21 protein-coding genes are annotated in these 20,674 nt (G+C 42.6%); 13 read left to right on the forward strand and 8 right to left on the reverse strand.

Annotation, left to right across the window (positions count from 1 at the left end):
- Positions 1–31: 31 nt before the first annotated feature.
- Both IPM71_07115 and IPM71_07120 read left to right on the forward strand, forming a co-directional pair.
- Entirely contained in the window at positions 32–2,155 is a 2,124-nt protein-coding gene (locus tag IPM71_07115) for a hypothetical protein (GenBank protein QQS52495.1), read from the forward strand.
- Between the two features lie 44 nt (positions 2,156–2,199).
- Positions 2,200–2,523, forward strand: coding sequence for a gamma-glutamylcyclotransferase (locus IPM71_07120; protein QQS52496.1), 324 nt, complete (start codon positions 2,200–2,202; stop codon positions 2,521–2,523).
- A 59-nt stretch (positions 2,524–2,582) separates the two neighbouring features.
- Here the strand turns inward: IPM71_07120 and IPM71_07125 are convergent, their stop codons facing one another.
- Positions 2,583–2,999, reverse strand: coding sequence for a hypothetical protein (locus IPM71_07125; GenBank protein ID QQS52497.1), 417 nt, complete (start codon positions 2,997–2,999; stop codon positions 2,583–2,585).
- 108 nt (positions 3,000–3,107) lie between these two features.
- Complete coding sequence (locus IPM71_07130) at positions 3,108–3,608, reverse strand: hypothetical protein (protein ID QQS52498.1); 501 nt, start codon at positions 3,606–3,608, stop codon at positions 3,108–3,110.
- Between the two features lie 384 nt (positions 3,609–3,992).
- On the opposite strand from IPM71_07130, the gene IPM71_07135 reads away from it, so the two are divergent.
- Together IPM71_07135 and IPM71_07140 are read left to right on the forward strand one after the other, a co-directional pair.
- Positions 3,993–4,796 (forward strand): DUF3108 domain-containing protein, encoded by an 804-nt coding sequence (locus IPM71_07135; protein ID QQS52499.1) that lies wholly within the window; start codon positions 3,993–3,995, stop codon positions 4,794–4,796.
- Positions 4,797–4,806: 10 nt separating this feature from the next.
- A complete protein-coding gene (locus tag IPM71_07140; protein ID QQS52500.1) occupies positions 4,807–5,223 on the forward strand; it encodes a hypothetical protein in 417 nt (138 codons plus the stop codon).
- Between the two features lie 41 nt (positions 5,224–5,264).
- Here IPM71_07140 and IPM71_07145 read toward each other — a convergent pair whose 3' ends face one another.
- Together IPM71_07145 and IPM71_07150 are read right to left on the reverse strand one after the other, a co-directional pair.
- Complete coding sequence (locus IPM71_07145) at positions 5,265–5,705, reverse strand: hypothetical protein (GenBank protein QQS52501.1); 441 nt, start codon at positions 5,703–5,705, stop codon at positions 5,265–5,267.
- Complete coding sequence (locus tag IPM71_07150) at positions 5,683–6,279, reverse strand: hypothetical protein (protein ID QQS52502.1); 597 nt, start codon at positions 6,277–6,279, stop codon at positions 5,683–5,685. The genes IPM71_07145 and IPM71_07150 overlap by 23 nt, the downstream gene beginning before the upstream one ends.
- Before the next feature lie 360 nt (positions 6,280–6,639).
- Here IPM71_07150 and IPM71_07155 point away from each other — a divergent pair, with 360 nt between their 5' ends.
- From IPM71_07155 to IPM71_07190, 8 genes are all read left to right on the forward strand, one after another.
- A complete protein-coding gene (locus IPM71_07155; GenBank protein QQS52503.1) occupies positions 6,640–7,398 on the forward strand; it encodes an outer membrane lipoprotein-sorting protein in 759 nt (252 codons plus the stop codon).
- A 116-nt stretch (positions 7,399–7,514) separates the two neighbouring features.
- A complete protein-coding gene (locus IPM71_07160; GenBank protein ID QQS52504.1) occupies positions 7,515–8,933 on the forward strand; it encodes an ABC transporter permease in 1,419 nt (472 codons plus the stop codon).
- A gap of 7 nt (positions 8,934–8,940) precedes the next feature.
- Complete coding sequence (locus IPM71_07165) at positions 8,941–10,371, forward strand: ABC transporter permease (GenBank protein QQS52505.1); 1,431 nt, start codon at positions 8,941–8,943, stop codon at positions 10,369–10,371.
- A gap of 20 nt (positions 10,372–10,391) precedes the next feature.
- Complete coding sequence (locus tag IPM71_07170; GenBank protein QQS52506.1) at positions 10,392–11,075, forward strand: ABC transporter ATP-binding protein; 684 nt, start codon at positions 10,392–10,394, stop codon at positions 11,073–11,075.
- A gap of 48 nt (positions 11,076–11,123) precedes the next feature.
- Positions 11,124–12,395 (forward strand): hypothetical protein, encoded by a 1,272-nt coding sequence (locus IPM71_07175; protein QQS52507.1) that lies wholly within the window; start codon positions 11,124–11,126, stop codon positions 12,393–12,395.
- 141 nt (positions 12,396–12,536) lie between these two features.
- A complete protein-coding gene (locus IPM71_07180) occupies positions 12,537–13,016 on the forward strand; it encodes a hypothetical protein (protein ID QQS52508.1) in 480 nt (159 codons plus the stop codon).
- A gap of 132 nt (positions 13,017–13,148) precedes the next feature.
- Positions 13,149–14,018, forward strand: a complete 870-nt coding sequence (locus IPM71_07185; protein ID QQS52509.1) for a hypothetical protein — start codon at positions 13,149–13,151, stop codon at positions 14,016–14,018.
- A 378-nt stretch (positions 14,019–14,396) separates the two neighbouring features.
- Positions 14,397–16,733 carry a sodium-translocating pyrophosphatase gene (locus IPM71_07190; GenBank protein ID QQS52510.1) on the forward strand — a complete coding sequence of 779 codons (2,337 nt, stop codon included), beginning with the start codon at positions 14,397–14,399 and terminating at the stop codon, positions 16,731–16,733.
- 205 nt (positions 16,734–16,938) lie between these two features.
- On the opposite strand, the gene IPM71_07195 is transcribed toward IPM71_07190, so the two are convergent.
- The 3 genes from IPM71_07195 to IPM71_07205 all read right to left on the reverse strand — a co-directional run bounded on the left by IPM71_07195 (position 16,939) and on the right by IPM71_07205 (position 18,410).
- On the reverse strand, positions 16,939–17,082 hold the full coding sequence (locus tag IPM71_07195; GenBank protein QQS52511.1) for a hypothetical protein: 144 nt from the start codon (positions 17,080–17,082) through the stop codon (positions 16,939–16,941).
- 203 nt (positions 17,083–17,285) lie between these two features.
- Positions 17,286–17,507: a hypothetical protein gene (locus IPM71_07200; protein QQS52512.1), complete on the reverse strand. Its 222-nt coding sequence runs from the start codon at positions 17,505–17,507 to the stop codon at positions 17,286–17,288.
- Positions 17,508–17,723: 216 nt separating this feature from the next.
- The gene (locus IPM71_07205) at positions 17,724–18,410 is read right to left on the reverse strand and encodes a hypothetical protein (protein ID QQS52513.1); all 687 of its coding nucleotides are present in this window, start codon (positions 18,408–18,410) and stop codon (positions 17,724–17,726) included.
- 171 nt (positions 18,411–18,581) lie between these two features.
- On the opposite strand from IPM71_07205, the gene IPM71_07210 reads away from it, so the two are divergent.
- The gene (locus tag IPM71_07210) at positions 18,582–19,541 is read left to right on the forward strand and encodes a pyridoxal-phosphate dependent enzyme (GenBank protein ID QQS52514.1); all 960 of its coding nucleotides are present in this window, start codon (positions 18,582–18,584) and stop codon (positions 19,539–19,541) included.
- A 37-nt stretch (positions 19,542–19,578) separates the two neighbouring features.
- Here the strand turns inward: IPM71_07210 and IPM71_07215 are convergent, their stop codons facing one another.
- The gene (locus tag IPM71_07215) at positions 19,579–20,643 is read right to left on the reverse strand and encodes an endonuclease/exonuclease/phosphatase family protein (protein ID QQS52515.1); all 1,065 of its coding nucleotides are present in this window, start codon (positions 20,641–20,643) and stop codon (positions 19,579–19,581) included.
- Between the last annotated feature and the right edge of the window lie 31 nt (positions 20,644–20,674).

A 20,674-nucleotide genomic window follows, 5' to 3' on the forward strand; every position in this document is an offset into this window, starting at 1 on the left:
CTTGGTACCTTGCTATAAAATAAAAAATATCATGAAATTTCTACTCGTAGTTTTCTTTTCTGTTTTTGCCATCTGCGCAAATGCCCAATGGCCTAAAGAGATAATAGCCAAATCGGGAGCCCGCATAAGCATTTATCAACCCCAGCCTGAATCGATGAAGGGTGATAAAATAAAAGGAAGGGCTGCATTTTCGGTATTAGAAACTCCGGAATCGGAGTATATTTTTGGTGTTTTCTGGTATACTTCTACTATGATTACAGACCGCGATTCGCGAACCCTTACGCTTGAAAGTATTATGGTGGAGGAAATAAAACTCCCCGGTATTACAGACACAACTAAAATAAAGAACCTCAGCAAGCTACTCGAAACAGAAATACCAAATTGGGAAATTACTTCCACCATCGACGAGGTTGCCTCTACTATTGAAATGGAAGAATCTTTTAAGAGCGAAGGACTGAAAAACGATCCCCCCAAAATAATCTATGCAAGTACCTTGTCCATGCTTGTGCTAATTGACGGCGAACCCCGTTTACAAGACGATGAGAATATCCAGATGAAACGCATTATCAACAGTCCGTTTCTGATTGTTCAGAACCCCGACGACAAACTGTTTTACCTGTATGGAGGGCAGTTCTGGTATCAATCGTCGTCGATGACAGAAGGCTACAAAACGCTATCGAACCTGCCAAAAAAAATTGCCAGTCTCGACCAGCAAATCAAAAAAGAACAAAGCGATAAACCAGTTTCACAGAATGAGACCGCCCCTGCAATCATTGTGAGTACGGTACCCACCGAGCTCATACAATCTGCAGGACAGGCCAACTTTGCAAACATTTCCGGAACCAACCTGCTTTATGTCGAAAACTCCGAAAATGATATTTTTAAACACATCGAAACGCAGAATTACTATGTGTTGATTTCAGGTCGCTGGTATACTTCGCCTAAACTCGAAGGTAACTGGGAATACCTCGCCAGCGACAAATTGCCTGCCGATTTTGCAAAAATACCCGAAGGTTCGGAAAAAGACAATGTGCTTTCGAGTGTAGCGGGCACATCGGCCAGTCAGGATGCTATTCGCGATGCACAGGTACCCCAAACCGCAGTGGTGGACAGAAGCACTGCCACCTGCACCGTTTCTTACGATGGGGAACCAGATTTCGAAAAAATTGAAGGTACCAGCCTTGAGTTGGCCATGAATACAAGCAGTACAGTCATCAAATCGGGTAAGAGCTACTATTGTGTCGAAAACGGGGTTTGGTTTGTGGCCTCGAATGCCAAAGGCCCATGGAAGGTTAGCGATGAGCGACCAAAAGAGGTCGACCAGATTCCCCCAAGTTCCGAGGCTTACAATACCAAATATGTGTATATCTACGAATCTACCCCCGAAGTAGTGTATGTAGGTTATACCCCCGGTTACATGGGCTGCTATGTGTATGGGCCCACAGTGGTTTACGGCACAGGGTATTACTATTCGCCCTGGTATGGCCCCTATTACTACCCGCGCCCGGCAACCTACGGTTTCAGTATGCACTACAACCCCTGGACTGGCTGGAGTATGGGATTTCATTACAGCAGCGGATGGTTTTCTTTTCATGCCTATGGAGGTGGTGGTTACTGGGGACCTCCTATGTATCGGCCACCCTACTACCCTCCTTACCGTGGTGGCATGTATGGCCCGCAAGGTCCCCGATATGTGCATAACGATGTAGATATCAACATCGACCGCTCGAACAACGTGTATAACAACCGCAACGACGTAAATACCAGAGATGTGCAACGCGGGCAAGGCAGCAGGCAGCAACCCGGTGTATCAACTAACGACAGACAAGCCCCGCAAAACAGACAGCCACAGGTAAGTCAGCAACCTGCCGGACCCTCTAAGCCCCAGAACCGTGATGTATATTCCGACCGCGATGGAAATGTATACCAGAAAAACGACCAAGGAGGATGGGACCAACGCCAGGGCAACGAATGGAAACAAAGTCAGCAACCTTCTACCATGGACCGCGATTATGAAAACCGCCAGCGAAGTCAACAACAAAACAACAATTACCAACAAATGAACCGGGGTGGTAACATGGGTGGTAACTATAGTGGTAGCAGGCCAACCACCGGATCGAGACCATCTGGTGGTGGTGGAGGAAGAAGACGATAACCTATTCAAAATGCAAATTCGAATTTAATTTACGTTTCCTGCCCATGAACGATTTGTTATTTGCCTATGGCACACTCAGGGAAGAAAAAATCCGCTTTGCAATAACCGGTAAAAAGTCTTTCACTCTAACTGATCGTATTGTTGGTTTTGAACTATCGGAAATACAAGAAGGTGTAACAAGCTACCCTGCCTTGATGCCTGGAAATAATACCATTGATGGACTGGTTTTCGTAGTTACCGATGAGGACCTGGTGCATCTCGATGCATACGAAGGACCCGAATACAAAAGGCAACAGCTTGTTAGCCAGGCAGGCCGTGAAGTATGGGTTTATTTGAAAAACGACACTCCAAACAAGGGCATAGAATAACCTTCCCGGGCAAGCATCCTATCAACTATTTCTTACTGTTCAAAATAATTCAGAACTGATTAATGCCGGCCATACAAATGGATTGTAGCCCTATAATTGGCATAGTTTTTTGTATCGTACCAAAAAATTACCTGCTTTATTATTCTATTGTTGCCGTTCAGGTCGATAATCCTTGAGCTGCTGCGATGGTTGAAATGATGGCGTAGTTCAATCTCATCGCGCATTCCATTGCCGTAAACTACTACCATGCGGTGCATGTTCAGATCGCCACCTGTAACTTTCAATTTTAAACTGGTAAGGCTTCCTTCGGTAGCAGTAACCATGATATGGTCTTTGTCAAGGGAATAATTAATCTTTCGGGTACCCAAATGCTCCCATGTATCCGAGGGGTGGTAGATAATGGGTTCGTGAGTAAAAGATGTAAATAAGCCAGTTAACAATAAACCGAAAAAAAATGTAATACAATTAGCTTTCATATCAAGAGTTGTTTATTATCCTCTTGGATGAAAAAACCATCTGTTAGCTTAATTTGTTTGGGTAATTTTTTTTGAAAAATATCTTACTGAAAAGAAAATCTTTCAAGTCTAATCGCTTTGCAGTATTGTTTTTCGCGAAAGCTTCTTATGCTCATTATTAACGCCTACCAGAGCAGCCGAACCATACCATTCTTTTAAATCCATTGCCAACAAACCAGCCTGTATCGAAGGGTCGGTGGCTGTTAAAGCTTCTGCCTCGGCTATACTTTGCACATCGAAAATATAAATCCCCCTCAAAGCATCGTTGCCAAAGAAAGGACCAGCCAGCACCAGTTTGCCTTCGTCGGCTAGGCGGAATATATTTTGCAGGTGTGCCTCCTGCAGCCTTGCCCGCTCAACCGAATCGATACTTTGATTTTTTCCACGCACTAAAAATGCCACAACGTACTTTTTCATGCCATAGTCGTCAGCACCATAGCTTGCAGCCAAGGCTGAATCGTAAACAATCTCTGTGTCGGGTGCGGGTTCTTGCACATTATTTTGCTTACAGGAAGTAAACAGAGATACTGAAAAGAGAAAAAACAAGATGTAAGAGATAGAATATTTCATCTTTTATTTATTTGACTCAGACAATTATTCCTAAAAGGAAGTTTGCGAATAGTTACCCGGGTGATTATCTATGATTATTCTTTAGTAATCCTAAAAAAGTGCGAAATAGAAAGTTAAAGAAAATTCCGGAAGAAAAATATCCATTTCAAGAAGCATTTTTTAAATCTCTCCTGCCCTTCGGCAATAAACTACCGCGCAGCAAAGCTGTCGAGGTATTGAATGAAAACATTTTTTCTTTCGAAGCACAGCATCAGGGAATATAACCCAGAGATCCCTTCCCGCTAATGCGGCACTGGGGATCAGTTCGACTAAATAATATTGTTGCTCAAAATTAAAGTCTCACTGATTTAAAAAGCTGTTATTTTTGCAACAAAATAAATCTCTATGAGAAAAAGTTTTCTGCTGATATTCAATATTGCTTTTTTAGTAACCTTCATCTGTAATTCTTCAACGGCATACACACAAACCACGGCAACAAAAGCCTATGGCTCTGGCGAAGTGCTTAAATACGTAGGTTCGTATTACATGAAATCGCTCTGGACGGATATTGCTGAAGTCACCCTCAAGGTAAATCAGGTAACAGTTAGCGAAAAACCTCTGCTTCATTTGCAGGGAACCGCCAACACCTACAAATCGTGGGATACTTATTTTAAAGTGCGCGACGTATACCAGTCGTGGGTATTGCCTTCGAGCGGACAACCTCTCATTTTTAAGCGCGACATGTACGAGGGCGGATACACCAACGATTCAAAGTATGTGTTTAAACACAAATCGAAAACTGCCGTATGCAAACAAAAGCATAAAGACGGACGGGAAACCGAACAAACTGTGCCCATATTGGCCAACACCTTCGATGTAGTATCGGTTCTCTACTATGCGCGAAGCCTTGATTATGAAAATTTTACAGTAAATAAAACGGTTGCGGCAACAATATTAATCGACAATAAACTCGAAACTATTCATATTAAGTACCTTGGCAAAGAAACCATAAAGGTAGCCGGCATGGGCAGCTTTAGTTGCTATAAGCTTGCTGTTTCGGTGAAGAACGAAAATTTAATAAAAAACAAACTCACCAATAACATTTGGCTCACTTCAGATGCAAACAGAGTACCTGTATTTATTAAAGCTGAGATTCCTGTGGGAAGCATTCAATTGCGCATTTCCGAAATGAGTGGTTTAAAAAACTAATTGCACCTATATGACAAAACAAGGAAATTCAAAACGAGTACTGGCCTCTTTAGTCAGTTTATTTTTTGGTCTGTTTGGTTTGCTGTTCTCCTTTCTGCCTTTAAAGTTTTTGCATCTTCCGGCAGCCCTATTCCCTTCAATAATTGCAGTAGCATTGGCAGTATATGCGGTAAATATTACTGCCCGTTATAAACTAAAGAAACGGCTTGCTTCGGCTTCGGTACTATTTTCGCTCCTTGTACTTTCACTGGCCATTGCCAACATATTCTTTGCCCGCACCAGGCTGGTCAGCGATGCAGACTTTAATGCCAAAACCGAACAAATTCAGCAAGAAGTTGAACAGGGAACCGACCTTCAGGAGGCCCTTGAGGAATTAGACGCTTCAGAACTTGAAGAGCTCACAGAGGAAGAACTGGAAATTGAATGATTCTCTGCTGGATTTAATTTTGCAAAAGTCTCGTCAGGCTTTTAACCCATCGAAAGGCTTTCGAGAAGAAATGGCCAGAAATGAATAAGGAATAAAACTGAGCATACCAATCCATCGCACCAAACAAGAATGGACATTCTTTCCGGGTTTCTTTCGAGGATAAACCAAAGAATTATTCTTAAAAAAAACTGCTCCAGAAAAAAAAGAAACACTCTTATGCCGTATGGATTATAAAAGTGTGCGATTTCGAACTCTAAGCGTACGATAGCGGAGAAACTGCGCGACAGCCCGGTGCTTAAACTTGGCTCACCGGTAAGTAAATCGTGTGCCGAAGTAAAAAGATAGTTTCCACGGGCATAATGAAAAAAGGCTGAATAAATAAAAACCAGTGCAATAAGGCCGAAAAACAGCAGGTTAATGCACTGGTAGATGCTTGCCTCAGGATGAGGAAGTCCGTTTCTATTTCTGAATATGCACTTCAAGCGAATCGTTCATTTCTTCGACAAACACCCTTACCGCGCGTCCCGTAGCCCGGCCCAGTTTGCGGGCAGCTGCTTCTTTCTCTGCCTCACTGAGGGTACTATCGTTTAAATCGATGGTAAGGTGCAAACTGTCAAGCTCACCTTCCATTTGCTGAAGCTCTTTTTCCATATCCTTCAGCATCGAATCCAGATCGCCCTGTAATTCCTTGTCAAACTCTTCTTCAAACACGCGGCCAAATTCGTCTGCATTGTTTTCTACCTTATCGAGCTGCTTATTGACCAGCTCCCAGGGTAGTTGCTTAATTTTTGTAAATGTGTTGGAAAGACGCAATACTGAGAAGCCCAGGGCAATAATACACAATACCAGGGCTGCTGTAATCAGCGAGGTAGGAGCTGAAACCCTGCGTGCCTGCGACAGCGCCAGTGCACTTAATGTAATGCCAACAATGGCAAGCATCATAGCTGCCATAAACGTACAACCCATCATGGCCAGCGGCAATGCAATAATGCCCAGCACCAATCCAGCAATGCCTAAGCCTGTGCCGCTATCTGGTTGTTTTGAAAAGTTTTCCATGGTATTAAAGTATTGGTTCTCAAAAATAAAAAATATACGGGTTAAGCCGTTTTTTAACCAGCATATTTTCAATAATCAGACCATTAGGCATATGTTATTGTATAACTGTATTTTATAGATTTTTCGGCTATATTCCCAAAGGATAAACGTGTACGATTTTGAATTATCATTTATAAAACCATGCGGGCATCAAATAATTTTATTGAAGCCTTATTACTTCCATAAAAATTGGTTTTAAGTGTATAATCTCCTAAATTTGATTACCTGCTTCTCATCCCTCTTAAAGCGAAAGACAGAAATGTCTTTTAGTATGCCAGGAAAGAAGGTGTAGCGTATTTTGCCGAAAAATAGAAAATACGAATGAGCCAAATCAAAAAAATAATACTCTTTGTTTTAGTGATTAATTGCCTCGGATTAAGCCTGATTGCACAAAATGCTGCTGAAATAATTATCAGGGCCGACAATAAAATGCGGGGCGAAGAATCGGGTTACAGTCTGATGCAAATGAAAATTATTCGCCCAAATTGGGAACGCACCATCAGTTTTAAAAGCTGGAGCAAGGGAAACAAATATTCCCTGGTTTATATTATTTCACCTGCCCGCGAGCAAGGACAAACATTTTTAAAGCTCGATCGTGAAATGTGGAACTGGAACCCTCAAATTGCCCGTATGACAAAACTGCCAGGCTCCATGCTTTCGCAAGGTTGGATGGGCTCGGACTTCACTAATGACGACCTGCTAAATCAGCGATCGATTGTGGAAGACTACACGCATAGTCTTTTGGGAGTGCAAACCGTATCGGGAGAAGCTTGCTATCACCTACAACTCAATCCTAAACCCGATGCCCCTGTGATTTGGGGGGAAATTGTGATGTGGATTGCAAAAGAGCACGACATAATATTAAAAACTGAATACTACGACGAAGAGGGGTATCTGGTGAAAACAGAGCTTGCCACAAATCTGAAATATTTCGAGGGCAGGTACCTGCCCTCGGTTTTTGAACTGATTCCGGCAGAAGAAGAAGGATACAAAACAGTGGTTGTACTTCAGGAGATGAAGTTCAACCTTCCTTTGGACGATACTTTCTTTTCGCAACAAAATATGAAAAAGATAAAATGAAAAGCACTCTCAATTCTTCGCCTAAAAGCTGTTAAATAGATTTAGCATTGCAATACCGACTCGGGCTAATTGTCGAGTAAGCTTTCATGAACGGTTCTTCACCAAATGGAATGCCGATGAACCTGATAAAAATTGCCTGGCGAAATCTATGGCGCAATAAGAGGCGCACGGCTATTACCGGCGCGTCCATACTTTTTGCGGTGTTTTTTGCCATTTTGATGCGCGCCTATCAGCTTGGATTTTACGACCACATGATAAAAAGTGCCATTGGGTCGTATGCCGGTTTTCTGCAAATTCAGCATCCTGCTTTTGAGCACGATCCCTCGCTCGAAAACAGTTTTGAATGCTCTTCGGAATTTTTGAAAACACTCGATTCCTTTCAAGGCATCAAAGCCGTGGTACCGCGTATTGAAACCTTTGCCCTTGCCTCTTCTGGCGAACATACCAAAGGAGCCTTGGTGCTGGGAATAGATCCGGAACGTGAAATGAGTCTCTCGGATCCGGCTGGTAAACTGGTGCGGTTTAGAATTCAAAGTGCAGGCATTGAAAAACTTAAACAAGAAAAACTTGTGGAGGATGACCTTATTAAAATCGCCTCCCATTCGCTTCAATATTCCTTTGCAAGCCAAGAGGCAATGGCTCACTATTTCGAATTAGACAGTAAAACTGACAAAGAGGTGGTTCAAAAACTTGAACAAGCATTTTCTTTTGGCGGAAAAGAAATGCAAGCCTCGGAAAATGGAGTGCTTATTTCCGATCGGCTTTCAAAGTTTTTACGAATCGGTCCTGGCGATACCCTTGTACTACTTGGTCAGGCTTACCGTGGAAGTTCAGCTGCTGGTTTATACCCTGTATACGGTATTGTAAAAATAGCTAACCCAGAGCTCGATAACAAGTTGGTGTATATGCCTTTACAAGCAGCGAGTACCTTCTCAGACCTGACTAACCGAGTTACTTCGATAGCTATCAATCTGCACGATAACAGCGATAAAAACATGTTTGCCCTTCAGCAACAACTAAGTAATCAGCTCTCCCAGGATATACTCAAAATAAAAAACTGGAAGGAGCTTAATCCGGTGCTGGTGCAACAAATAGAAAGCGATAACCAAAGCGGAAAGCTTTTTTTGGGATTGCTTTACCTCATCATTTTTTTTGGCATTTTCGGTACTGTGCTGATGATGATCCATGAAAGGCATCGTGAAATGGGTGTACTAATTGCTATTGGCATGCGCAGGACAAGGCTGGTACTGGTGCTGATGATAGAAATGTGCATTATGGGGGCCATGGGTGTATTGTCGGGTTTGCTGCTGAGTACCCCTTTTATTTGGATAGGCAATAAAAACCCCATGCGCTTTTATGGCGAAATGGCCCAGATAATGGAAGAAATGGGCTTCGAGGCTGTAATGCCCCTGGCCTGGTTCGACACGTATCTTCTATGGCAAGGGCTGGTTGTAGCCTTAATGGTAGTGCTGGCAAGCATATATCCGCTAAGTAAAATATTTTACATTAAAGAAGCTGAAGCACTTAAAGCTTGAATAAGGTATGAACATCATTGTACCACAAATAGGATGGAAAAATGTTTGGCGCAACCAAACCCGCAGCCTGGTGGTAATTGTTGCCGTTATGCTTGGTATTTTTGGCGGTACCATGGCTACAGGCATTATGCAGGGTTGGATTGCCCAGCGCATTCACGATGTCATCCACCTCGAAACATCACATGTTCAAATTCATCACCCTGAATTCCAGTTCAACGAAGAAATCATGTTGAAAATAAATAATTATCCATTGGTTGCATCTTTGCTCGATACTATGCCTCAGGTCGAAGGTTGGTCGCCCCGGGTAAAAATCTTTGTCATGGCTCAAAGCAATTGGGCTGCGACAGGTTTCATGCTAAAAGGAATTACACCCTCGCAAGAAAAAAAAGTAAGTGAGATTGATGAAAAAATGGTGGAAGGAAGCTTTCTCGAAGATGAATATAAGATTCCTTCCATTGTACTTGGAAGTAAAACTGCTCAAAATCTAAAGCTGCTCAATTATCAGGCTACTGCTGAAAAGATGCTTGCCCTCGACTCACTTGAAATACCAAAAGAGGTGACATCCAAAATAAAAGCCCTCAATACCAAAAGGTACAGGAATGAATATGACTTTCGACTGGAGTTACAGCGTATGCTTTCTAAAAAAGATTTTGAAGCTTATGGGAACATTCTTGTCGACCATTTCTCTTTTTACCGTATGGGTGTAAACATTGTGCTCACCATGCAAACCCTCGATGGAGAAATGATTACACCGGTTTTTAAAGTGCGTGGAATTTATAAAACCTCCAATTCCAACTTCGATGGTACGAATGCCTTTGTAGACCGTGAGCAACTTTCTGCCTTACTACAGGTCGACGCCAATCATGTGAACGAAATTGCCATAATCGCAAGCAATGCGGAATCAGGAATTGAAGTAAGCGAAAAACTCGAGTCCTACCAAACAAGCAACCAGGTCATGTCTTGGAAAACAATCTCACCGGAAATTGCTATGTACACTGAGTTTGCCAACCTGATAGGCTATATCTATGTCCTCATCATTTTGCTGGCGCTGGCTTTCGGAATTATAAATACCATGCTCATGTCGGTGCTCGAAAGGGTGAAGGAACTGGGTATGCTTATGGCCATTGGAATGAATAAAAAGCGTGTTTTTTACATGATTATGTTCGAATCGGTTTTTCTGACGCTCACTGGTGCTTTGGCTGGTTTGGTTTTCAGTGGCACTATTTTGCATATCACCTCCAAAACAGGTATCAGCTTTGGCATGTGGGCCGAGGGCTTTGAGGCCATTGGATTTTCGGCTGTGGTTTACCCTATAATGACTGCAACCAACTACTTGATCATATTGATACTGGTGGTTTTCACAGGAATTATATCTTCTGTCTGGCCAGCACGAAAGGCACTAAAATTAAACCCTTCTGAGGCTCTTCGCACAGAATAAAGCAAATTATAAATAGAAGCATGAAAGTAATAGAATTGAAAAAAGTCGATAAGACATACAACAACACGGCAGTGAGTGTGCATGCAGTAAGAGGAATCGACCTTGAATTCGAAGAAGGAGAATTCGCAGCCATCGTAGGTCCCTCCGGTTCGGGCAAAACAACCTTGCTCAACCTCATGGGTGGTTTGGATAAACCTACCTCTGGCGACATTTACATCGGCGGTACGCAAATCAATGCCTTACATGGTTCTGCTCTTATCGACTTTCGACTGTATAATATTGGTTTTGTGTTCCAGTCGTACAACCTCATACCAGTGCTCACTGCAAGAGAAAATGTGGAATTTATTATGCAACTTCAGGGATTTGAGGCCAACAAGCGACTCGCGCGAACCAAAGCTTTGCTCGAAGAAGTTGGTTTGGGAGATAGAATGAATAGCCGTCCGGCTCAGTTATCGGGTGGACAGCAGCAGAGAGTGGCGGTAGCCAGAGCCCTGGCATCGAAACCAAAATTTATTCTGGCCGATGAACCTACAGCCAACCTCGATTCGAAATCGACCGAAACGCTGCTCGATATCATGGAAAAACTGAATCACGATGAAAAAATTACTTTTATCTTCTCCACCCACGATCAGCGGGTTGTGAAGAAAGCACGACGCGTAGTTACCATCGAAGATGGCAAGGTGCTTTATGATGAACGAAAATAAACCTGTCATTTTATCTACTTCAAAAGCTATTATTTATCCCGATGCTCCATGTCACCATTTCAGCTGTCAGAAAGTAATATCAATAGAAAACCAAAATATCGCCAACCCGGGCCAATCCTATTTTTATTTTTTATCTGTTGGTTCCTTCTCCACCCGGTCAAAGCCCAGGAAGTTGGTCCGTGGAGTTTAAACGGATACAATAGCCTTATGCCTCAAATGATGTGGTCTTCGATGCATTTCGATACCTTATCGGACTTCGAAAGGGCACATCAATACCTGCTACACAACCGGCTCAATATATACTGGACACCAAAAGGAAAAGTAACTGGAAGCTTGCAGTTTCGCAACCAAGTAATGATTGGCGATTTTACCAGTGGAGTTGAGAATGGTTTTCAGACCGACAACTATTATCTTCCTTTAAGCTTTTATCAGAATTTTGGTTCCGAAGGCCTTATCAGCCTGACAGCCGACCGGGCATGGCTCCAATACAGTCATAAACAAACTGAAATTACTCTTGGAAGGCAGCGAATCAACTGGGGACAGACCTTTGTATGGAACCCAAACGATATTTTCAATACCTATAATTTTTTCGACTTCGATTATGCCGAGCGGCCCGGAGCTGATGCCTTGAGGGTGGTTTATTATACCGGGCAAACTTCGGTAGCCGAAATCGCTGCCAAACTCGACAGTGGGGCCCATGTCACCTCCGCTGCACTCTTCAGATTCAATTATCGCGGAAAAGATATTCAATTGATGAGTGGATATTACAGTCAGCCGGCATTGGTTAACCCTGGCAATGCTACCGACGCCGATTGGGTTACCGGTCTGGGCGCAACGGGAGATTATCGGGGCATGAGCATTCGAACGGAAATGTCGTATTTTCATCCATTGGAAAGTTCAAGCAATAAAGAAAAGCTTTTTCTGTTTAGTACCGGCTTGGATGCCACTTTTAAAAATGAAATTTTTGCCAGTGCTGAATTCTTTTATGCCAGCAGGATAGTTAATACCACAACTGCCAATTTAAATAACCTTTACAATGCCCCGCTGACGGTGAAAAACCTTGCCTGGGCAAAATATAACCTGCTGGTTCAGGGCAGCTATCCGGTTACACCTTTACTAATCACCTCGCTCTCCTGCATGCTCTTTACCGACGCAACAATTACCGGCTATTTTGTTGGCCCCTCCATTGACTTTTCAATACTCAATAACCTGGACCTCGCGCTCTATTTTCAATTTTTTCGTACCCGCCAGGCCATCAACCCTTCAGACTTGCAAACCATTACACGCTTCGTTTTTCTGAGAATTAAATGGAGTTTTTAGTTCAGTTGGCATGGATAAAAAGGGTTTCTTTAAAATAACCAATGTTTAATAACTTTATTCCAAACCAATGAACTTGGTTCTACATTTCTGCTATTTTCGCAAAAATATTTTAACAATAGTCTAACTTAAAACAATTACATTATGAAAATGACAACAAAAATCGCTGCCCTGTTATTCGTGGCTGTAGCTCTTTTCAGCAGCTGTGAAGAAGAAATTACTACTTCAAAGCTTGTAGTAGACGAAAGTCAAACTGCCACCATAAAACTTTATGTGAAGGCCGAAATGAATAACATAATTGGTTTGGATAATATTCCAAACAATACTGTTTTCAATATATCAGTTCCCCTAAACGAACTAAACGGATATTTTTATGGCGATGGCCGCTGGACCACTTCAGTACAATCGAATAATGGTGTTATCGAATTCGATGTGCCTGCGAATGCAGATGGAGTAACTGTATATGTGGATATGGTTGGTTTTGAATCGGATTATACAGATGGTGGGGTAGTTACTGAAAAGAGATTCTATGAATACAATGGCGTTTTCTATGGAATTATCACTGGAAGCAACAATGTAGATGTAATTTATCCTAACTATAACGTACTTAACATACTTAATTAATCAGCAGATAAGTTTTACTGGAACAATTGAAAAATTGCACCCAGTTGCTTACAGCCAGATAATTTAATAACCATAAGACAAAATCAAGGCAGGTTTTACTAGCTGTCTCAGGTTGTCGAAAAAAACATATACATGATGAAAAAAATAAGTTCCATATTCTTTCTGCTGGGCATTAGCCTGTTTGTGCTTGCCCAGGAAGAAACTCCTGCTGAAGAAGCACCACAACCAAAAAAAGAAGCAAGCAGCTTTTTACCTGCTGAAGGAGACTTTGCCATAGGAGTAGATGCAATGCCCTACCTCGAATTTCTGGGCAACATGTTCAGCGGACACGATCAACGCAATACTCTTAACGTAGGTCAATCCACCATTTATGGTAAATACTACCTGAATCCGGATGCTGCCTTACGTGCTGAACTCTTTATAAACAAAAACACCTATAACGATGTAAATTATGTGCAGAACGATGCACTTTTTAACTCCGACCCTACTGCACAGGTCGAAGACTTGCGCCTCACAAAATACAATAGCATTGGTTTTGGTGCCGGGTATCAAAAATACCGTGGCTATGGCAAATTAAGAGGTACTTATGGTGTATTGGCTTCTTATTACCTCAATAAGTACACTACCGAATACACCTGGGGCAACCAGATGTCTGCCTCGAATACAAACCCCACTTCTACCAATTGGTATGGTGCCGGTAGTAATCCTGCTGAACGCAACCTAACTGAAGCAACTTATGGAAACACAACTTTAGGCCTTGGCTTAATAAGTGGTATTGAATACTTTATACTTCCAAAAATTTGCCTGGGTGGTGAATTTGGTATTTATTACAACTACACCTGGAACGGACAAGAAAGTTATACCTACGAAGTGGTTCAGCAAGGTGTTGTGCAGGAATACGATCAAGCAGTAGATCCAAAAGAATCTTCTTCATCACTGAACACCAGAGTTTATAATGCGGCCAATACCGGTGGCAGAATCTATCTCCTTTTCCATTTTTAAGAAATTTCTATCAACCATAATAACCCGGTGCATGAATAATGCCCGGGTTTTTTTATGCCCAAAACATCAGCCTTTCCTAAGAAATTGCTTGCAGTTCAGTCCATAAACCCTCTTCGAATCAGAAAATATAAACCTTGGTGCTATTTAAAATGATGCTAAATAAGTAAAATCTTTCACTGTATAAAATTGATAATGTGTTTTTTACAAAATACTCATCGCTGAGGAGTTTCCAGAAATTAAAGTGCCTCAACAAAGGACTATCAACAAAGAGACGGTGTTGATAAGGCCATGTCGGCAATTTTTTTAAATTTGTTTTCGACAAAAAATCCACCTGAAAGGAATTGAAAAATCAATATTAACAAAAACCCCTTACTAATTATGGAAAATATCTCTGTGGTCATTCCATTGCTATCAGCCGCCGGGGCGATTCTGGCACTGATATTTGCAATGTTTTTCTTCAAAAATATGATGAAAAACTCCGAGGGTACTCCCCGGATGATTGAAATTGCGCAACACGTGCGCGAAGGTGCCATGGCATATCTTAGCCGGCAATACAAGGTAGTAGGCATGGTGTTTATTGTACTCGTTCTGTTACTTACTGTGCTTGCCTACATGGGCGTGCAAAACCCTTTTGTACCAGTAGCCTTTTTAACAGGTGGTTTTTTCTCCGGACTTTGCGGTTTTTTGGGTATGAAAACTGCCACCAATGCTTCGGCCCGTACGGCGCATGGTGCTTCGCAGTCGCTCAATAAAGGCCTACAGATTGCCTTCCGCTCAGGTGCCGTGATGGGGCTTGTGGTTGTTGGATTTGCCTTACTTGATATTGCCCTCTGGTTCCTGATGCTCGACAGAGTTATTTTTACACCGGAAAACATGGCCAATGGCCTTGAATTTCTGGGTCTTCATTTTGTACATGCCGGTACTACCGATACTCAAAAATACATTGAGATAACAGCTACCATGCTTACATTTGGTATGGGTGCCTCCACTCAAGCCCTATTTGCACGCGTAGGCGGCGGTATATACACTAAAGCTGCCGATGTGGGTGCCGACCTGGTTGGTAAAGTGGAAGCAGGAATTCCGGAAGATGATCCGCGCAACCCTGCCACCATTGCCGATAACGTGGGCGATAATGTGGGCGATGTAGCTGGTATGGGTGCCGACCTGTACGAGTCATATGCTGGTTCCATTCTTGCTACCTCCGCCCTTGGTGCTGCGCTGATTGGCTCCAAAGAAATCAGTCAGATACAGGCTGTCACTGCCCCTATGCTGGTATCAGCCATTGGAGTTATACTATCCATTGTGGGCATTTTTATGGTACGCACCAAAGAATCTGCTTCACAGAAAAACCTTCTTAGAGCTTTGTTCATTGGCACTTTTGGTAGTTCAGTACTCATATTACTTGCTGTAGCTGGTCTGGCCGCTGCAGGTTGGATTACCTGGGGTGTATTTGGTTCTGTGGTTTCCGGTTTGCTTGCCGGTGTAATTATTGGCCAGGGCACCGAGTATTTTACTTCCGATGAGTATAAACCCACGCAAGGTATTGCAAACCAGGCTAACCAAGGTCCTGCCACCACCATCATCGATGGTATCGCGGTGGGTATGTATTCAACCTGGATACCTGTAGTGACTATTGTGGCTGGTATTCTTGCAGCTTATGGATTCGCTGGCGGTTTTGAAAATTTCTCCGAAGGAGTGTATGGTATTGGCTTTGCTGCTGTGGGTATGCTCTCCACTTTGGGAATTACCCTTGCTACGGATGCCTTTGGACCCATTGCCGACAACGCAGGTGGAAATGCCGAAATGAGCGAATTACCCAAAGAAGTGCGTGAGCGTACTGATGCCCTCGATATGCTTGGTAACACCACTGCTGCAACCGGAAAAGGCTTTGCAATTGGTTCGGCTGCGCTTACTGCAATGGCCCTCTTGGCTGCTTATATGGAAGAAATTCGCCTGTGGCTGGGTAAAATGGCCTCCAGTACAGGTGGCTGGGTTATCAAAGGAGATGTAGTTTTCTTCCGCGAGATACAACCAGCTGCAGAAGCTGTACAACAAAAAATGAATCTTGCAGCAGAAAGAGTAGCTGATCTGGAATTCGTTCAGCTCTCCACTGCTACCATCAACGATTTTGTGCAGGCCTATGACCTGACTATTTTTAACCCCATGCTACTGGGCGGATTGTTTATTGGCTCCATGATGTCGTTTGTATTTTGCGCTATGACCATGAAAGCTGTGGGACGCGCAGCTGGTGCAATGGTGGAGGAAGTAAGACGCCAATTCCGCGAAATACCTGGTATTATGGAAGGTACAGGCAAGCCTGAATATGCTAAATGTGTGGCTATTTCTACCAAGGGAGCTCAACGCGAAATGCTTGTTCCCTCACTTTTGGCCATCGCTGTGCCTGTTACCGTTGGCCTTGTTCTGGGTGTTTCGGGTGTGGTAGGCCTTCTGGCAGGTGGTTTAACCACTGGGTTTACGCTAGCTAGTATGCTCAATAACTCGGGAGGAGCCTGGGATAACGCCAAAAAATACATCGAAAAAGGAAACTTTGGCGGCAAGGGCAGCGAAGCTCACAAAGCCGGTGTGGTAGGCGATACGGTAGGAGATCCTTTTAAAGATACTTCAGGCCCATCACTTAACATACTTATCAAGCTAATGACCATGGTGGCGGTGGTAATGTCCGGACTCACAGTGGCATTCAGCTTCTTTGGATAAACCTAAATCAATTTATATATCGTGAAAAAGCCCGGTTCAGAAATGACCGGGCTTTTTTTAATATGAAAAGAAGGAAAAGTGGGTTTGGAATGTATTTTTATTTGCTATAGAAAGCTAATGAAGAAACGTTGCATATTCTGAACTGGCATAATTGTCATTAATACAAGAACTTATGCCATCAACTCTTATTAACGCTAAACTCTGGTTATACAATATCAGCATAGATCAGGTTTTTCTCGGTATAATAAACCGATAGTTCTTGAGTTAAACCGCTGGAATACAATCTTTCAGAGAATTCGTAATCGTTAACCAGTTCATCTTCGCGCAATAGTATGCTAAAATCTGCCATAACGTATGTGATTAGGTACATGGCAAATCTAAGCAACTGGTATTAAGTAGGTATTAAAAGTAGATTAAGATTAAAAGAAGGAATAAATTCCTATTCACACAATTCTGTAATGATAAATCGGTATCAACTTAATTATGTGCTGTTTATAACAGAAATGACGGGTAAGTAGGGGAATTGGAACTGTAAATGCTTTGAACGAAATATCAGGCGTATTTCGTAAAATCCATGATAAAATTTTCGCGCTGAAAGATGTGAACTGGCTTAAAAACTCCACTTTTCACAACTTTTTGTCCATTGGTCAAACGAATTTCGAAATTACCGCAAAAACTTTTGGCATCGAGAAAGCCATTTACCACAATGCCTTTCTTGATATCCTTGTAACTGATAAACTTTTTCGATTCCACAATCATGCTGGTCTTAAACACTTATAAATGAATATTTAAACTTCGTTTAGCTCTTACACAACACATTACCGATTAATATCGAAAATGCATCAACACATAGCATCGTGCAAATAACTTCACCTTTTGCTTCGTTGAATCAGTAAAAAAATGGGTTTGTAGGTGTGGGGTAAGGCGCCCCAAATATACAACAGCTTTCTGAAATTTCTGTTCAAAGTGTTTAAAAACAAATACAAATACTTATTTCGACCAACTTTCGAGAATCGAATAGGCTATCAGATCGCCTTTTTGATAAGTCTCAGACCTTACAACGCCTATTCCTTCGGCATACCACGAAACTGTATTGACAGTAAATCGGATGATGCTTTCAGTCTGCACATCTTCCTTAATTTTGATGCATTCGAAACTACCAGCAGGCGTGGTAATGGTTTCGGTAGCTTCTACCAAACGGTTAAATACTTTTATTTTGAAGGAGAGTGCCATGGGTGTAGGATCGGCTGTAGTAAAATTGATGAATCCCTCTTTTAGCTGATCGCCGGGTTTCAGGTTGGATGGAATTTCAAGGTCTTCCATGCTTACTTTCATCGATGCTTCGTTATAGGTAGAAGACTGCTCGGGAGGCATCATGGAATTCATATCGATATAAAAATTGTCGTTTTCGCAGCGAAATGTTAATTCGCTTATCGCCTGATCTTTCCCTTTATCATCGGTCACAATTTGTTTCAGCTGATAAGTGGTTCCATTATCGGTTTTCTGAACCTTTGTTACCTCCTGGCTCACTTTTCCGGTAAGCTTGTCTTTTTTATTGTAATTGGCTCTTACAATTTTTGCGCCTTCGGTGTATGGTATAAATACTTTGCAATCCTGCGCTGACAAAGTAAAAACTGAAGATAGAAGCACTGCCAGGGTAAAAAAATATTTTTTCATTTGGTTTGAATTAGTATTTTGAATGTATGAAATTAGGGAATGTTTTCGTAATTGTCAAAACAAGTTGCCTTCGTCTAAAATCCAATAATGGTTGCAGGGAAAAGCCAGCTGGTTTTATAACTTTAGCCTGAAAAGCTGATTAACCCTTGCAATAAATACAGTATCCAATTTATGACACCCCTCGACATTTCTCTTCCGGATTTTTCGGCTATACAAATGGCTGCCCGTTTAATAGCACCTTACATTCACCGTACACCGGTTTTGCATTCGCAAATAATTAACCAATTAACTCATAGCCAATTGTATTTTAAATGCGAGAATTTTCAGAAAGCCGGGGCCTTTAAATTTCGGGGGGCTGTCCATGCCTTGCTTCATAATCTCGAAAGCTCTGGTAAAAAGCCTGTTACCACGCATTCTTCGGGTAACCACGCCGGTGCACTGGCTAAAGCAGCAGGCATTCTGGGCATTGAGTGCATTGTGGTGATGCCAGAAAATGCCCCTCGCGTAAAAATTGCCGCGGTGCAACATTATGGCGCTACTATTCGTTTTTGCGCCCCAACCCTCGAAGCCCGCGAAAGCACCACCCGCCTGGTCATACAAGAGACGGGGGCAAGTCTCATCCACCCTTACAATAATTATTTCATTATTGCAGGTCAGGGAACAGCCGCACTTGAACTACTGACCAACCAACCCAGCCTCGACATTGTGATTGCCCCGGTGGGTGGTGGCGGACTTATGAGCGGAACTGCACTGGCAGCCAAAAGCTTAAACAAGAATATACAAGTCTATGGCGCTGAGCCCAAAGGTGCCGACGATGCATGGCAGTCCTTACAAGCTGGTAAAATTATGCCTCAGCAAAACCCAAACACCATTGCCGATGGCCTGCTTACCTCGCTGGGTGACCTCACCTTTGCTATTTTGTCGAAAAACTTAAACGGTATTTTTACTGTATCGGAAAAAGGTATTGTGGAGGCCATGAAGATGATCTGGCAATACATGAAAATTATTGTCGAGCCTTCGTCAGCTGTAACACTGGCAGCGGTGCTTGAATACCCCGATGTGTTCAGAAATAAAAAAACCGGAATCATTGTTTCGGGTGGCAATGTAGATTTTGAAAAGCTGCCTTTTTAAAAAACAAAATCCGGCATATCAAGCCTTGGAATGTTGCTCAGGGCAAAACAGGCTTCAACACACACACCAGAGGCAGGTGATCGGAAAAAGATACCCCGGGAGTAGCATAATGCGTGGCAATAAAAGTAGGATCGTGAAACACATAGTCGATTCGAAAAGAAGGCAACTTTCCCCGATAAGTGAGGCCTATGCCACTACCACTCTCGCGAAAGGCATCTTCCTTTTCGCCCAATAACTGGTGATAGGAATAGGATACCGGCGTGTCGTTAAAATCGCCACAAAGAATTACAGGATAGGGTGAAGCTTCGATGTGCCTTCGCACTACATCTACCTGATGTGCCCTGCGGATAAAGGCATCGCGAACTCTACCAGAAATATCTTTTACTTCATCGAAACGTTTTGCATTAGGGTAAGCCAGGCTATCCAACAAGGTGTAATTTTTATTCAGGTGAATACTCTGTAGGTGAAGGTTGTAAATACGAACCGTATCGTCCTGAAAGAGTACATCGCTGTAGATACAACTATTGTACGAATGATCGAACTGTATACTCCCCCTTCTGACAATAGGGTAACGGCTATAAGTGGCTACTCCGAATTTTCGTTTGTTCCGGTCCGAAGCGGTGGTATAGCGGATATGACTATAAGGGGTATGTTCCAACAAGCGGTTGGTATACTTTTCGGTTTCACCAACTACTTTAGTGTAAGTCGTAAACTCCTGAAAGCATACAATATCAGGTTTCTCAGAGTTAATCCAGGTGATAATGCTGTCGCGGTTAATAGCCTCGCCACTCCACTTATAGGTATTAAAAATACGTACATTGTAGCTAATCAATTTCAGATTTACTGAATCGACAGCCACCGGTGATTCAGACAAGTTAACCTGAATATACCGGCCCATGTTTCCAAAACCTGCCAGAATCACTATCACGCTAAGCCAGGCCTGCTTCTTGCGACGCCAGGTCCAGAAAGCCAGAAAAAACAGATTGATGAGCAACAGGTAAGGATAGGCCAGGCCGAAAAAAGCTATTGGCCAAAAACGAGCAGGTGAAATGTGGTTTGCAGCGTATGCCCCAATAAGAGCAAGGGCAAACAAGATGTTCACCTGGAAAAAAAACCTTTTTATAAATTCTTTC

Source organism: Bacteroidota bacterium (assembly GCA_016699695.1).
In the GTDB taxonomy this organism is placed as follows: Bacteria; Bacteroidota; Bacteroidia; order Bacteroidales; family UBA10428; genus UBA10428.

Bases quoted from the DNA above. Each gene is read 5' to 3' on its own strand.
- IPM71_07115 (QQS52495.1), top strand. From the start codon at position 32: ATGAAATTTCTACTCGTAGTTTTCTTTTCTGTTTTTGCCATCTGCGCA.
- IPM71_07120 (QQS52496.1), top strand. From the start codon at position 2,200: ATGAACGATTTGTTATTTGCCTATGGCACACTCAGGGAAGAAAAAATC.
- IPM71_07125 (QQS52497.1), bottom strand. From the start codon at position 2,999: ATGAAAGCTAATTGTATTACATTTTTTTTCGGTTTATTGTTAACTGGC.
- IPM71_07130 (QQS52498.1), bottom strand. From the start codon at position 3,608: ATGAAATATTCTATCTCTTACATCTTGTTTTTTCTCTTTTCAGTATCT.
- IPM71_07135 (QQS52499.1), top strand. From the start codon at position 3,993: ATGAGAAAAAGTTTTCTGCTGATATTCAATATTGCTTTTTTAGTAACC.
- IPM71_07140 (QQS52500.1), top strand. From the start codon at position 4,807: ATGACAAAACAAGGAAATTCAAAACGAGTACTGGCCTCTTTAGTCAGT.
- IPM71_07150 (QQS52502.1), bottom strand. From the start codon at position 6,279: ATGGAAAACTTTTCAAAACAACCAGATAGCGGCACAGGCTTAGGCATT.
- IPM71_07155 (QQS52503.1), top strand. From the start codon at position 6,640: ATGAGCCAAATCAAAAAAATAATACTCTTTGTTTTAGTGATTAATTGC.
- IPM71_07160 (QQS52504.1), top strand. From the start codon at position 7,515: ATGAACCTGATAAAAATTGCCTGGCGAAATCTATGGCGCAATAAGAGG.
- IPM71_07165 (QQS52505.1), top strand. From the start codon at position 8,941: ATGAACATCATTGTACCACAAATAGGATGGAAAAATGTTTGGCGCAAC.
- IPM71_07170 (QQS52506.1), top strand. From the start codon at position 10,392: ATGAAAGTAATAGAATTGAAAAAAGTCGATAAGACATACAACAACACG.
- IPM71_07175 (QQS52507.1), top strand. From the start codon at position 11,124: ATGTCACCATTTCAGCTGTCAGAAAGTAATATCAATAGAAAACCAAAA.
- IPM71_07180 (QQS52508.1), top strand. From the start codon at position 12,537: ATGAAAATGACAACAAAAATCGCTGCCCTGTTATTCGTGGCTGTAGCT.
- IPM71_07185 (QQS52509.1), top strand. From the start codon at position 13,149: ATGATGAAAAAAATAAGTTCCATATTCTTTCTGCTGGGCATTAGCCTG.
- IPM71_07190 (QQS52510.1), top strand. From the start codon at position 14,397: ATGGAAAATATCTCTGTGGTCATTCCATTGCTATCAGCCGCCGGGGCG.
- IPM71_07195 (QQS52511.1), bottom strand. From the start codon at position 17,082: ATGGCAGATTTTAGCATACTATTGCGCGAAGATGAACTGGTTAACGAT.
- IPM71_07205 (QQS52513.1), bottom strand. From the start codon at position 18,410: ATGAAAAAATATTTTTTTACCCTGGCAGTGCTTCTATCTTCAGTTTTT.
- IPM71_07210 (QQS52514.1), top strand. From the start codon at position 18,582: ATGACACCCCTCGACATTTCTCTTCCGGATTTTTCGGCTATACAAATG.